The sequence below is a fragment of the Bacillus sp. YBWC18 genome (assembly GCF_002998775.1).
In the GTDB taxonomy this organism is placed as follows: Bacteria; Bacillota; Bacilli; order Bacillales; family Bacillaceae; genus Bacillus.
On sequence record NZ_PVRI01000001.1, the window covers coordinates 187,203 to 200,632 of the forward strand.

12 protein-coding genes and 2 pseudogenes are annotated in these 13,430 nt (G+C 42.3%); 12 read left to right on the forward strand and 2 right to left on the reverse strand.

The features are described from left to right. Positions 1 to 121 precede the first annotated feature (121 nt). The 4 genes and pseudogenes from C6348_RS01015 (at position 122) to C6348_RS01030 (ending at position 2,702) form a co-directional block, all read left to right on the forward strand. The gene (locus tag C6348_RS01015) at positions 122 to 223 is read left to right on the forward strand and encodes an NAD(P)-binding protein (protein ID WP_106039540.1); all 102 of its coding nucleotides are present in this window, start codon (positions 122 to 124) and stop codon (positions 221 to 223) included. After that, positions 220 to 402 (forward strand): annotated as a pseudogene (locus tag C6348_RS01020) (phytoene desaturase); the annotation flags it as partial. The gene C6348_RS01015 and the pseudogene C6348_RS01020, both read left to right, overlap by 4 nt. Continuing rightward, positions 399 to 1,870, forward strand: a pseudogene (locus C6348_RS01025) (phytoene desaturase family protein). The pseudogenes C6348_RS01020 and C6348_RS01025, both read left to right, overlap by 4 nt. Continuing rightward, on the forward strand, positions 1,863 to 2,702 hold the full coding sequence (locus C6348_RS01030) for a phytoene/squalene synthase family protein (protein WP_106041529.1): 840 nt from the start codon (positions 1,863 to 1,865) through the stop codon (positions 2,700 to 2,702). The pseudogene C6348_RS01025 and the gene C6348_RS01030 overlap by 8 nt, the downstream one beginning before the upstream one ends. A 25-nt stretch (positions 2,703 to 2,727) precedes the next feature. On the opposite strand, the gene C6348_RS01035 is transcribed toward C6348_RS01030, so the two are convergent. Beyond that, the gene (locus C6348_RS01035; protein WP_106041531.1) at positions 2,728 to 4,104 is read right to left on the reverse strand and encodes an MATE family efflux transporter; all 1,377 of its coding nucleotides are present in this window, start codon (positions 4,102 to 4,104) and stop codon (positions 2,728 to 2,730) included. Positions 4,105 to 4,217: 113 nt separating this feature from the next. On the opposite strand from C6348_RS01035, the gene C6348_RS01040 reads away from it, so the two are divergent. The 3 genes from C6348_RS01040 (at position 4,218) to C6348_RS01050 (ending at position 6,030) form a co-directional block, all read left to right on the forward strand. After that, a complete protein-coding gene (locus tag C6348_RS01040; RefSeq protein WP_106041533.1) occupies positions 4,218 to 5,084 on the forward strand; it encodes an AraC family transcriptional regulator in 867 nt (288 codons plus the stop codon). Positions 5,085 to 5,098: 14 nt separating this feature from the next. Further along, positions 5,099 to 5,656 (forward strand): GNAT family N-acetyltransferase, encoded by a 558-nt coding sequence (locus tag C6348_RS01045; RefSeq protein WP_106041535.1) that lies wholly within the window; start codon positions 5,099 to 5,101, stop codon positions 5,654 to 5,656. 113 nt (positions 5,657 to 5,769) lie between these two features. Next, positions 5,770 to 6,030: a hypothetical protein gene (locus tag C6348_RS01050; protein WP_081311424.1), complete on the forward strand. Its 261-nt coding sequence runs from the start codon at positions 5,770 to 5,772 to the stop codon at positions 6,028 to 6,030. Here C6348_RS01050 and C6348_RS01055 read toward each other — a convergent pair. Beyond that, complete coding sequence (locus tag C6348_RS01055; protein ID WP_034663405.1) at positions 6,025 to 6,561, reverse strand: serine O-acetyltransferase; 537 nt, start codon at positions 6,559 to 6,561, stop codon at positions 6,025 to 6,027. The two genes, C6348_RS01050 and C6348_RS01055, sit on opposite strands and share 6 nt — an antisense overlap. A 386-nt stretch (positions 6,562 to 6,947) precedes the next feature. On the opposite strand from C6348_RS01055, the gene C6348_RS01060 reads away from it, so the two are divergent. From C6348_RS01060 to C6348_RS01080, 5 genes are read left to right on the forward strand one after another with little or no spacing between them, the layout of a single operon-like run. After that, positions 6,948 to 8,294 carry an aspartate aminotransferase family protein gene (locus C6348_RS01060; protein ID WP_034663402.1) on the forward strand — a complete coding sequence of 449 codons (1,347 nt, stop codon included), beginning with the start codon at positions 6,948 to 6,950 and terminating at the stop codon, positions 8,292 to 8,294. Then, positions 8,281 to 9,777 carry a pyridoxal phosphate-dependent decarboxylase family protein gene (locus tag C6348_RS01065; RefSeq protein WP_106041537.1) on the forward strand — a complete coding sequence of 499 codons (1,497 nt, stop codon included), beginning with the start codon at positions 8,281 to 8,283 and terminating at the stop codon, positions 9,775 to 9,777. Before C6348_RS01060 ends, C6348_RS01065 begins: the two co-directional genes overlap by 14 nt. Beyond that, positions 9,774 to 11,555: an IucA/IucC family protein gene (locus C6348_RS01070; RefSeq protein WP_106031487.1), complete on the forward strand. Its 1,782-nt coding sequence runs from the start codon at positions 9,774 to 9,776 to the stop codon at positions 11,553 to 11,555. The genes C6348_RS01065 and C6348_RS01070 overlap by 4 nt, the downstream gene beginning before the upstream one ends. Beyond that, a complete protein-coding gene (locus tag C6348_RS01075; protein WP_060595973.1) occupies positions 11,552 to 12,106 on the forward strand; it encodes a GNAT family N-acetyltransferase in 555 nt (184 codons plus the stop codon). Before C6348_RS01070 ends, C6348_RS01075 begins: the two co-directional genes overlap by 4 nt. Continuing rightward, complete coding sequence (locus C6348_RS01080) at positions 12,081 to 13,430, forward strand: lysine N(6)-hydroxylase/L-ornithine N(5)-oxygenase family protein (protein ID WP_106041539.1); 1,350 nt, start codon at positions 12,081 to 12,083, stop codon at positions 13,428 to 13,430. The genes C6348_RS01075 and C6348_RS01080 overlap by 26 nt, the downstream gene beginning before the upstream one ends.

A 13,430-nucleotide genomic window follows, 5' to 3' on the forward strand; every position in this document is an offset into this window, starting at 1 on the left:
TGAAGGGAAGCCGGCTTTTTTAATACATAACATGAGACGAATAGAGCACATCAAAAGTTGATCTAATCTTTCTAATTTGTATAATTAACTTAAAGTGAATTAATTTGGAGGAAAAAGGATAATGAAAATCATTGTGATCGGAGCAGGACCAGGGGGACTTGCGGTAGCTATGATGCTTCAAAGCAAAGGACATGATGTTCAGGTATACGAAAAACAGCCCTAAGGCCGCACAATGAATTTGATGAATTGGACCATTGCTGGCTCGTAGGAGGAGGGACGCACCCAGGAAGCGGGCTGCCGACCATTTTAGAATCAGCACGTATCACGACAAATGCGATTCTTTCAAAAGAGAAACATACGCACAAAACATTGCCGCACCAAGAAAAGGGGAGCGCCTCATGAAAAAACATATATTGATTGCAGGTGGCGGGATTGGCGGGATAATCTCAGCACTTTATTTAAAAAAAAGCTGGACATGATGTCACGCTTGTCGAAAAAAATGAGCGACTTGGCGGAAGACTTGCTTTTGTACGTGAGAAAGGATATAAAGGAGATGAAGGTCCGACCATTGTCCTATTTCCTGATATGTTAAAAGGTATTTTACATGAGGTTGGAATGGACGAAGCATCTCTTGATCTTTTGCAGCTTGATCCGCTGTATACGATTCAATATCAAGATGGAATCTCCTACACGAAGTACTCTGATGCATTTCGTCAGCTAGAGGAAAACAGACGTGTATTTCCAAAGGAAGATCAAGGATTTCTAAGGTTTATGGAAGAAATGACAGACCGTTTTCAAGAAGGGCAGCAAGCCTTTCTAGAGAAATCATTTCATGAAAAACGTACATTTTTTACAAAAGCAAACATGAAGATTTTAATGAAATTAAAGGCGTATCGAACGGTTCAAAGTGCTCTGAAAAAGTATTTCTCAGACGAACGCCTGCGAGATGCATACGCACTGCAAACCCTCTATGTCGGAGGGAACCCGTATGAAGCATCTGCTATTTATCCGCTCGTTTCATATAAGCACGCACATGGAATCTACTATTTAAAAGGCGGCTATGCGAGCTTAGTAGATATACTGGAGAGGCAGCTCATAAAAATGGGTGTGCATGTAAGAAAAAATGAAGAAGTCACGGAGCTAGAGTTTGAGGGGAAATGCGTGGTTAGAGCAAAAGTCAGTGACGACCGTATAGCAGCTGATGCATTTGTGATCAACGGAGATTATCCAGCTGCGTTAAAACAGCTTGGTTTAGACGAACAAGATCGGCGTAAATACGTGCCGTCTTCTGGCTGTGTGATGGTATCTAGGGTTAAACAAGATGTACCATGATGCGCCTGTTCACCAATTTTTTATGGGCGAACACTTTGATCAGCATATGAAAGAGGTTTTTCAAACGAAGACAATCCCTCAAGATCCGTCGTTTTATACATTTAATCCATCGATCATTGATCCATCTCTTGCCCCGGCAGGCTGTAGTGTTTTATATATGCTGATTCCCGTTCCCTCAGGAGATCATATCAACTGGGAAGAGGAGACGGATTTTGTAGAGAAAATGGTCGATCGTCTTGAGAAAAGAGGCTTTCCAAGATTGCGAGAGTCGATTGTCTGGGAAAAAATCAGAACACCAAATGATTCCTTGCGAGAAGGATTGTTTGAAGGCGGCAGCTTTGGACTTGCGCCTAACTTGTTTCAATCAGGTGTGTCCCGCCCGCAAGTGAAGGTTGCTGAGACGGGCAATCTTTATGCGGTAGGTGCTTCCATCCATCCTGGCGGCGGGGTGCCGATCGTCATGCAAAGTGCAAAGCTGATGGCTTCTGTGCTGTTAAAAGATTTGAATGACAGAAAGGAAGTGAAACTAAGTGGTTGATGTACAAACAGCATTGAAATTGTGTGAGGAGACCATTCAAACCCATTCCAAAACATTTTACCGTGCCTTTTCCATGCTGCCTAAAAAGAAAAGACAGGCCGTCTGGGCTGTGTATTCCTTTTGCCGGAGAGCAGATGATATTGTAGATGAGTCCCCCTCACCAAAAGAGGAGCTTGCCTCCTTTCGAGAGACGTTTGATCGATTTTTACATGGTGAGGTAGATCGGAATGATCCGATGTGGGTAGCGCTAGAACATACATTTCAAGAGTTTCGTATGGATGAAGCCCCGTTCCGTGACTTGCTCCAAGGTCAGGAGATGGATTTAGAGCAGCACCGGTATGAAACGTTAGATGAACTGCTCATCTATTCCTACCATGTGGCTAGTACCGTTGGGCTTATGCTGCTTCCCATTATTGCACCGCGTAAAAAAGAACAGCTGAAAGAAGCAGCCATTTCATTAGGTATTGGCTTGCAGCTGACCAACATCCTTCGTGACATCGGCGAGGATAAGGCTGAAAGAGACCGCATTTATTTGCCAAAGCAAGTCATGGATCAATTCGGATATACAGAGCAAGAATTGCAAGAAGGCATTGTCAATCAAGCATTTCAGCACGTATGGGAGTACATTGCCTTTGAGGCAGAGGCATACTACGAGGAGTTTTTTGACCATCTTCATGAATTCCCGCTTTATTCACGTATATCGGTGAAAGCAGCTGCTCACTTTTATAAAGCCATTTTAGATAAAACAAGAGAAAATGAATACCGCGTGTTTACACAGCGATTATTTATTTCAAATCAGGAAAAAGCACTTATTTTAGAAGATATTACGTAAAAAAGGACTGCACCCGCAGTCCTTTTTATGTGGAAGAAAAGCGATACTCTGTCCATACCCTTGAACGCCACCGCCTATACATAAAGATGCCTCTTACCCATTCATCCACGATAAAAGAAATCCAAACCCCAATGAGACCCATCTCAAGCTGAATGCCTAACAAGTAGGCGATCGGAAGCCCGATGCCCCACATTGAAATCATCGCCATATACACTGGAAACTTCGCGTCACCAGCAGCCCGCAAGGAATTAATAATGACCATATTAAAAGAACGGCCAGGTTCCAAAATAATTGTCAATAGGAGGAGTGTGGCGGCAATTTGGATAATCTCGCTGTTGCTAGTAAAGAAAGCAAGCAAATGCGTCGATGATAAAGATAAAGCAGTGGAAGAAAGAAGGGAGATGCCAATGGCCCAGTATAAGCTTTTCATGCATCTGTGATAGGCAGCATCGAATTCTTTCGCCCCAATATGGCGCCCGATTAAAATTTGTGTCCCTTGGCTAATGGCTGCACCAAATAGCATAATGAACATCATTAAATTTTGAGTATAGACCTTTGCTGCTAATGCCTGCGTCCCCATAAACGTAATAAACAGTGTAATGATCATTTGAGAGCCGTTATAAGAAAGCTGCTCTCCAGCAGAAGGAATCCCGATTTTCAGAAGCTTTTTTAAATGTGTCCGCTGGATGTGAAACATCTTCTTCAGTGAAAAGCGTAATCCAATTCGGCGGCGTACAATGAGGATCATTGCCATTAATCCGATCAAACGAGCAAGTGAGGTAGAAAAAGCGACCCCCATCACACCTAATACGGGGAAGCCAAACGGACCGAAAATGACCAGATAGTTACCGGCAACATTTAGCAAGTTCATTCCGATGGTGACATACATCGTATCTCTTGTATATCCGTAGCTTTTTAAAATAGCACTATACGTCATAATGAGCGCTTGAATAAAAGAAAGCAGTCCGACAATTTGTAAAAATACCGCCGCATCCGGCATGAGCTCACTTGATAGGCCCATCAGATGTAAAATGGGAACAGCTAATACAAACATGAGAAGACTAATGACAAAGCTAATCAAGAAGTTGGTTCCTAGTGAGACATAGGCGACTTGAGTCGCTTCCTGTCTGCGGCTTGCTCCTAAAAGCTGCGCAATCACAATCGTCGTTCCAGTTGTAATGAAACTGAACATGACAATCAATAAATTCAGGAGCTGGTTGCTTACACCAACTGCGGCAACACTATTATCGGAATATTGGCTGAGCATGAGGGTATCCGCGCTTCCCATGAGCATATATAAAGAGATTTCAATAAAAATAGGCCAAGTTAATGCAAATAATGAAGGATGGGTTTTCTTCCCCCTAGCTTGAATCTTTTGAATTGGCAGTGATTGAGGTTTCATCAATCAACCTCCTTTCGTATAAATCCGATTTATAGTGTACCTTGCATCGACTATAATAAGAAGAGATGAAACCGAAACTTATTGGAGAAATCCGACTTCATAAGGGGATGAATATGAATCGATTTATTACATTTACTGTACCGCCGTTCCCGGTTTATATTGCTTCAGGCAAAGGTGTATTTCATCAAGGAGAAAGACATATCTCTAGAACCTTCACTGTGTTTGATCTTCTTTATGTCACAAAGGGGGAACTATGGATCACAGAAGACAGAGAGGCTCATCACGTAAAAGAAGGAGAATATATCATTCTCTCACCTGGCTTGTCTCATGGGGGACACCTGCCATGCGAAGAAGAAACTCACTATGAGTGGCTGCATTTTTCAATTGATCCATTTGAGTTGACGAGTCGGCTGAGAGAACACTGGTTTGATATGAAACAAAATCAAGCCACCTTTGAAAAGCCGGCAACATATGAATTTAGCCTGCCTCGTATAGGAAAAGTGAAAGGAAGAAATGTGTTCGAAAAACATCTTTCAGCAATGCGGGCACTAAATGATGACGCGTCTGAACTGCCGCTGAAAAAACAGCTTCAGTTTGAGGAAATGCTCATTCATTTACAAAAAGAAGCATTTCATATTCCAAGTGCAAAGGAGAATGTCGCCTCAGAAGTGGTTCATTATCTTGAGCGTCACTTTATGAAGAAACTGCAAATGGAGGAGCTTGCAGAGAAGCTGCATTATCATCCTGATTACATGACAAGGTGCATGCAGACTGTATATGGACTGACGCCAAACCAATACATCAATCGTCTCAAGGTCGAAAAAGCCAAAAGCATGCTTGCCTCAACGAATGATAAAATCGCAGCTATTGCTGATCACGTAGGCATTGACGACCCTACTTATTTTTCTAAACTGTTTCGGCAAAACGAAGGTATGACGCCTATCGAGTACCGTCATCTAGCAAAAAGAACGACAAAGTAAAGGAACGTGAACAGATGAAAAGGGAAAAGGAAGAGCATGTGAGCATACAAGCATTAAACGAAGCCGATTTAGAGATGGTATGGCATTTAAAATTCAAAGCACCAGATCAGTCCTATCGAAAGTGGAATGCCCCATATTTTTATGAACACGAAATCCCGCTTGCTGCATTTAAAAAACGATACTTACAGGATACATCCATTCCGCCAAAGCTATATGGCATTGAAATAGACGGCGAAATCAAAGGCACCGTGTCATATTATTGGGAGAATGAACGTACACGGTGGCTTGAATGCGGCATTCTCATTTATGACTCGCGCTTTTGGAGCGGTGGCGTTGGGACAAAGGCGTTAAGTCTATGGACTGATGAGTTATTTGCCCATATTGATATCCCTCGAATTGGTCTTACCACATGGTCGGGAAATGCACGGATGATGCGGTGCGCAGAGAAATGCGGATTTGTCCTTGAGGGGAGACTGAGAAAGGTTCGTTACTATCAAGGAGAATATTATGATTCGATGCGCTATGGGATGCTGAGAGAGGAATGGAAAAGCCTCCCGCGACATGCTACTTAACAATGATGAATCATTTTAGGACAAAAGGATCGAATGTTTGAATAAACTGAAGAAGAAGGGGGGCTAAAAAGCATAATAGAGAACATGTAATTTACATAAGGAGGAGTTTGAACGTGAGAATTACGGGGTTATTCGTTTCACTTGCTGTTGCCATTTATTTATGGTTTGATGCGCCAAAGCATGATAAAGACAAATGGCTGTGGGCCATTTTAGGTGTCCTATTTAGTACCATCGTTCTCGGTATTTATTTGATCAAGACAGAGAGGAAGGGACTTGGCTGGACAATTCTCATTTTAACGATCTTGTTTTATCTCATGCTGCTCATCTCTGTTTTGATCGGTATCATTCTTTTTTATCAGGTGAGTCCTTCATGAAGAAGGGCTTTTTTCTTTTACCTTTTGCGCAGGCACACCTGCAATAACAATCTTCTCCTCGTGAAAAGAACGGTTTACCACAGCATTTGCTCCGATTGAAATATGATTTGCAATATAGATGTCCCCAAACAGCTTAGCACCAGGGCCAATCCATACATGATCCCCAATGGTTGGCACATCCTTTTCATGATGGTTCTGACCAATATTCACCCCTTGATGAATATCACAAAATGCCCCAATTTTTGCATGCTTGTTCACAATTAAGAGACCCGTATGATTGATTCTAAGGCCAGGGCCGAAGACACCAATCGGAATATCAAAGCCAAGCTGCATGCCTTTCTTTTTATGTAAATAGCGATAAAACCATTTGCGAAGTGTAGCGCCGCTATTAGAATAGTATTCATATTTTCGTAAAATCCTTTGATATTTCCATATATCATCCCCAAACCACTTAGGTCTTTTGCGCTTAATGGCTAATGCTTTCTTATCCTGTGCCAAGTAGTGGTGAAGATCGTGCTTCGTTAAAATCATCAGATCCCTCTCCATTCCCTTTTGTTTCAGAGAAATTATACCATTATAACCATTTATATCAATATAGAAAGGCGTTTATTTCTTTCTTTTTCTACATCACTTTCATCCAGTTTCCTGTATAAAATAAGAGCTTCGTCATGAGTAGAACAAAAGAACCAGGAAGAATGATTTGTAATTTTTTTCTACATCATTCCGTCTCATCCGTTTGATCTCCTTATGGCAGTAGAGGTTTGTAAAAATTACACGAAAATACTCGCTAAAAAGAGAATATAGCATTCATATGCTTTTCGAATCATCTTTTTGAATACAATTGACTTTCATATCTCACATCCTCTAGGCTAGTAAATGAAAATGATAATCTTTATCAATTGGAGGAGTGTTTTATTATGTCCATCAAAACCGTTTCTAAAAATCAGCAATTTTTAGAGCAGCAAAGTCAAAGAGAATCTAATGCAAGGTCTTACCCGAGACGGTTCCCATTAGCCATGCAAAAAGCCGAGGGTATGATCGTGACAGATGCGGATGGCAGAGAGTTTTATGACTGCCTGGCAGGCGCAGGAACACTTGCACTTGGTCACAATCATCCAGTTGTTATAGAAGCTATTGAACGTATGCTTCATGAAAAAAGACCGTTGCATACGCTGGACATAACCTCAGAAATTAAAGAAGAATTTGTGAATGAAATTTTTTCTCACTTGCCAGAAGAGTTTGCAAAAAGAGCCAAAATTCAATTTTGTGGGCCAACTGGTGGTGACGCCATAGAAGCAGCTATTAAATTAGTCAAGACAGCGACAGGTAATCGTTCCATTCTTTCATTCCACGGTGCGTATCACGGTGCGACACATGGCACGATGTCATTAAGCGGGAATTTATCTCCAAAGGAAAGAGTGCAAGGGTTAATACCTGATGTTCATTTTATGCCTTACCCATATGAATATCGCTGCCCATTTGGAATTGGAGGGAAGGATTCGCACCGCATTTCAAGTTCGTATATTGAGCGCGTATTAAATGATCCTGAAAGTGGTATTCTTCCGCCAGCAGGTATGATCTTTGAAGCAGTGCAGGGCGAGGGAGGCTCCATTCCAGCATCTATTGAATGGATGAAGGAAATGAGAAGAATCACAAAAGAAAAAGGGATTCCGCTCATTATTGATGAGGTTCAATCAGGCATCGGCCGAACAGGTAAGATGTTTGCCTTTGAACATGCAGGAATTGTACCTGACGTCATTGTGCTGTCAAAAGCCATTGGTGGAAGCCTGCCGCTTTCAGTTGTGATTTATGATAAAGATTTAGATCAATGGAATCCAGGTGCACACATCGGGACATTTAGAGGGAATCAAATGGCGATGGCTGCAGGAACCGCTACGCTTAAATTTATAAAAGAAACCAACCTGCTTGATCATGTAGAACAGTTAGGAAATCGTATGCAGGCTCACCTAAAAGACATCCAAAAACAAGTACCTGCTCTCGGTGATGTTCGAGGAAGAGGTTTAATGATTGGCGTTGAAGTAGTCAATCCAAATGAGAAACAGGATGTGGACGGAAGCTATCCAGCGAATCCAGAGCTGGCCAGTCTTATTCAAAAGAATTGCTTCGATAAAGGCTTAATTGTGGAGACAGGAGGCCGTTTCGGAAGTGTGATTCGATTCCTGCCGCCACTCATTATGACAGAAGAACAGCTTGAAAAAGTCATCGCTATTTTTAAAGAGGCCGTGTACGATGCAATCAACTAAAGCTTCTGTGGATTCATTATTTATGAGTCAAAGCCAGCTTGGAAGAGAGTCCTTCCAAGCGGCTCTTCATACATCTATCGACAGCTTACTGGAGCAGTGGCAAAAAGACACAGGACCATACAGCGGAATATTGCCTGGGAAATTAGCGGCTAGTGTCGAATCGTTATTCCGATTTCAACCGTCTGGAGAATCCATTGAATCTGTCTTTCAAGATATAAAAGAACATCTTTTGCCGCATTTGATTGATGTATCGCATCCTAAATGCTTGGCACATCTGCATTGTCCTCCGCTCATTCCTGCACTTGCCGCAGAGGTGATGGTGAGTTCCTTTAACCAATCAATGGATTCCTTTGATCAAAGCGGTATTGCTTCTTTGGTTGAGGAGAAAATCCTCAAGTGGCTATGTGCAAAGTTTTCTTATGGCGGCTTAGCAGATGGGACATTTACAAGCGGTGGAACCCAATCTAACTATATGGGGCTGCTTCTGGCGAGAGATGCCTTTTGTGAAAACACATGGCAGTGGAATGTTCAGCAGAAAGGCTTACCAAGTGAAGCTCACCGCATGAGAATTCTTTGCTCTAAAAATGCTCATTTTACGGTGAAAAAATCTGCATCCCAGCTCGGTTTAGGGGAGCAGGCTGTTGTACTGGTCGAGACGGATGAGCATCATCGAATGGACCTCAATGATTTGAAGAAGAAGATGGTTGAATTAAAGGATCAGAACCTGCTTCCTTTTGCGGTAGTAGCGACTTGCGGGACAACTGATTTTGGAAGTATTGACCCGGTTCGAGATGTGTATGACATTGTCAAACCAGACGGTCTGTGGATTCACGCAGATGCTGCCTACGGCGGAGCACTTGTATTAAGCAAAACCTACCGAAGTAAATTAGCCGGTATGGAGCTTGCTGATTCAATCACGATCGACTTTCATAAGCAATTTTATCAGCCGATTTCCTGCGGGGCATTTTTGCTGAAGGATAAAAGACATTTTGGTTTGATCGATTATCATGCAGATTATCTTAATCCAAAGGAAGATGAACTAGATGGTATTCTACATCTCGTCAATAAATCTATCCAAACGACGCGCCGGTTTGATGCTCTGAAGTTACTTCTCTCTCTTCGTCTAATTGGAGAAGAAGGATTTGGTGACATCATTGACCATACCATTCATTTTGCGAAGGATGTGGCCGCGCTTATTGAGAGAAATGATCACCTTGAAGTAATCAATCCTGAGCCAGAAATCAATGCGATTGTGTTCCGATTTAAGGATGAGCACCGAACAGATGACATCAATAAAATCATTCATCGGACATTGTTCAAAACGGGAACTGCTGTCATTGCGAAAACAGTGGTTGATGGCCGAACATGCTTAAAATTCACTTTGTTAAATCCGAGAACGACAATCACACATATTGAGGAAATCCTTTCTGACATCGTTGATATCGGGATCGCTCATATTCAATCCGGGAGGGTACTACGTTGAGTCAATATAAACAAATGGCTGAAAATGCAACTATGCAAAGCTTTTTAAACTGTTTTTTACGTGAAACAGGAATCGATCGATCTGCAAAAAAAGAGACGAGAGCAGATGGCTCGCTTGTATTCATCGCAAAACTAGCAAAGCAAGATCTAGAGCTTGTGATTCCGATCCGATATGTTTCATCTGTTGGCCGCCATCTCTTTGATTTTCCGATTCGCTTCCGTCCGCAAGGCAGTGAACAAGAGGGCGCAATCGCCGATTACACGACACTTGTTGCTCTATGTTCAAAGGAGCTTCTCATTGAATATGGCCGCACAGATGCAGAGGATGAATTCATGCTTCGCATCATTTTAAGCTGCCGAAATATTGAACGATTCTTAAAGGAGCGAGAAAGTGATCGAGCAGCTCTTTCTGAAGCCGATTTTGAGTATATCGAGGCTGAGCAGTCACTTCTTCTTGGACATTTAACGCATCCCACTCCAAAAAGCAGACAAGGGATGACGGAGGAGGAAGAAGCGGTCTATTCTCCTGAGCTGAAAGGGGCTTTCCAGCTTCATTACTTTAAAGCGCACCATTCGATTGTGCTTCAGGATTCGTCTATTGCACAGTCTGCGGCAAGCCTCATGTTAGAAGAGCTCTTGCGCCAGGTACCAGAAGAAACAGAGAGACTGAATACGTTAACAGAAAACGGAGAATATGTGCTCATTCCGATTCACCCGCTGCAAGTCAAAGTGGTCATGGAGAAAGCGTTCGTCCAGCGTTATATAGAGGAAGGGAAACTGACTTATTTAGGACCGCTGGGGTCTGAATACACAGCGACCTCATCCTTTAGAACTGTCTATCAAAAAGATTCTGCTTACATGCTCAAATTCTCTGTTCCTGTGAAAATTACAAACTCCTTACGTGTCAATAAACAAAAGGAACTGGATCGCGGAGTTGAGATGTCTCGCATTTTAAAAACAGAATTAGGCATTTCTTTATACGATAAATTCTCTGGATTCCGGGTCATTGAAGATCCTGCCTATTTATCCATTCAAGGAGAAGAGGCGGAATCTGGCTTTGAAGTAGTCATTCGTCAAAATCCATTTTTGCATCGTGAAAAAGGGGCAAGCTTAATTGCTGGATTATGTCAGGATCATGCGTATGGTGGAAAATCGCGATTAGCAGGGATCATTCATGACCTTGCAGACGCAGAAGGCCGATCAACAGATGCTGTGAGCCAAGATTGGTTTAAACAATATTTAACCATTTCGTTAGAACCGATGCTCTGGCTGTTTGAAACATATGGTCTTGCACTGGAAGCCCATCAGCAAAATGCTGTTGTGCAAATGAAGGCTGGTTACCCGGACACCTTCTATTATCGTGACAACCAAGGCTACTATTATAGTGAATCGAAAAAGGATAAACTCGCAAACCTTGTCCAAAACTTGAGCGTGAGAAGTGAAACCATTTGTGCAGATGATGTAGCCGTTGAGAGACTGCGTTATTATTTCTTCTTTAATCATTTATTTGGTCTCATTAACGGCTTTGGCACAGAAGGACTGGCAAAGGAAGAAGACTTGCTGGCACTCGTGAGAGACACATTGCTCGCTCATGAGGAAACATACGGGGCATCTGAACTGACAAACAGCCTTCTCCGCTCAAAGGAACTGCCTTCAAAAGCGAATTTGCTGACACGGTTTGAAGATATGGATGAGCTGACTGGATCTCTGGAAACACAGTCTCGTTACACAGCTGTCTTGAATCCGCTCTTTTTACATAAGGAGGCGCTGATTGGATGAGGCATCGTATTAGGTTTATTCGCGCTGAATATGAAAGGGATGTCCGGCTTGTCCACAAGTGGATGCAAGAAGAGTATGTTCACCCATTTTGGCATTTGAATATTCCGTTTCCTGCTTTTGAAAAGCATTTTTATCAGGCGATTCATGATCCACATCAAACCCTTTATTTAGGAACAATTGATGGGACGCCAATGAGTTATTTTGAGGCATACAACGTCAAAGGTGACGTCATTGAATCCTACTATCAGCCTTCTCCGCATGATCAAGGAATCCATCTATTAATAGGGGAGCCGGATTATGTGGGAAAAGGATTTGCGGCCCCGCTGCTTCAGGCAATGACAGCCTTTCAATTTGAGCAGAACAAACGAACAGAAAAAATCGTCGCTGAGCCGGATATTCGCAATGAAAAAATGATCCATGTATTTGAAAAATGCGGATTTGAACGTGTAAAACCAGTCAATTTACCCGATAAAACAGGTCTTTTGATGTTTTGTGATCGAGAACGATTCGAAAGGAAGTATAACCATGACGCGGTTCAACAAGCAAAATAATGTAGTGGATGTAATTGGAATCGGCATTGGTCCGTTTAACCTGGGACTTGCCGCATTATCTGAAGAGGTAAATGAAATCGACGCTTTGTTTTTTGAAAGAAGTGAAGCCTTTCATTGGCACCCAGGTATGCTCATTGAAGGGACGACACTGCAAGTCCCCTTTTTAGCGGACCTTGTCAGCATGGCAGATGTGAAAAGCAAATATAGCTTTCTTAACTATTTGCAGGAGCAAAACCGTTTGTATTCATTTTACTTTCTAGAGGATTTTCATATCCCGCGCAAGGAATATAGTCATTATTGCCGCTGGGTCGCAGATCAGTTAGACTCTTGCCGATTTGGCATGAACGTCGAATCTGTCTCATTGATTGAGAAAGCAGGAGAAAAGCGATATGAAGTGCATGTCCGTCATGTGAATGATCAAACCGTAGAGGTATTTGAAAGTAAGCATCTCGTCTTAGGAATTGGTACACAGCCGGCGATACCAGCATCGCTCCAGCCAGCTTTAGGAGAGAAAGTTTTTCACTCTGCTGACTATTTAAAACGAAAGAAAGAAGGCTGTTTTAAAGGGAAATCTGTGACAGTTATCGGCTCTGGCCAAAGTGCGGCAGAAGTGTTTTATGATATTTTATCAGATGATGAGGCAAAGGATATTCACTGGTTCACACGCTCTAAAGGATTTTTCCCAATGGAATATTCAAACCTTGGTCTTGAATATTTCTCTCCAGATTATATTGATTTCTTTTATGAGCTTCCCCAAACAAAAAAGGATGCTTTGTTAAAGCAGCAAGACTTGCTGTATAAAGGCATTAGCTCTGCAATGATCCGTGATATTTACCATTTGCTTTATGAACGTTCTGCCTGCGGAGAGCAGTTGAACACAGTGCTTCAAGCGATGACAGAGGTCAACTTGATTGAGGAAACAGCGGGCGGCTTGTCCCTTTCATGCACGCAATGGGTCAAAGAGGACACCTTTACCCATGAGACAGATATCGTCGTACTGGCGACTGGCTATCAATCGGTACTGCCGCCGTTTATCAACCCAATTTCTCATCATATTCAATGGGACGATCAAGGACGATTCCAGGTCGAACGTGAATATCGTTTAAAAACAAATACAATGGGTGAAAATGATATTTTTGTGCAAAATGCTGAGCTTCATACACATGGGGTTGGCGCTCCGGATTTAGGGCTTGGCGCTTACCGAAACAGTGTAATTATCAATGAACTTGCTCGTCAAACCGTGTATCCACTTTATCAAAAGCACGTCTTCCAGACATTTGGTACACACAAGAACGTCAACACATTTGAAGAAATCAAAGGTTAA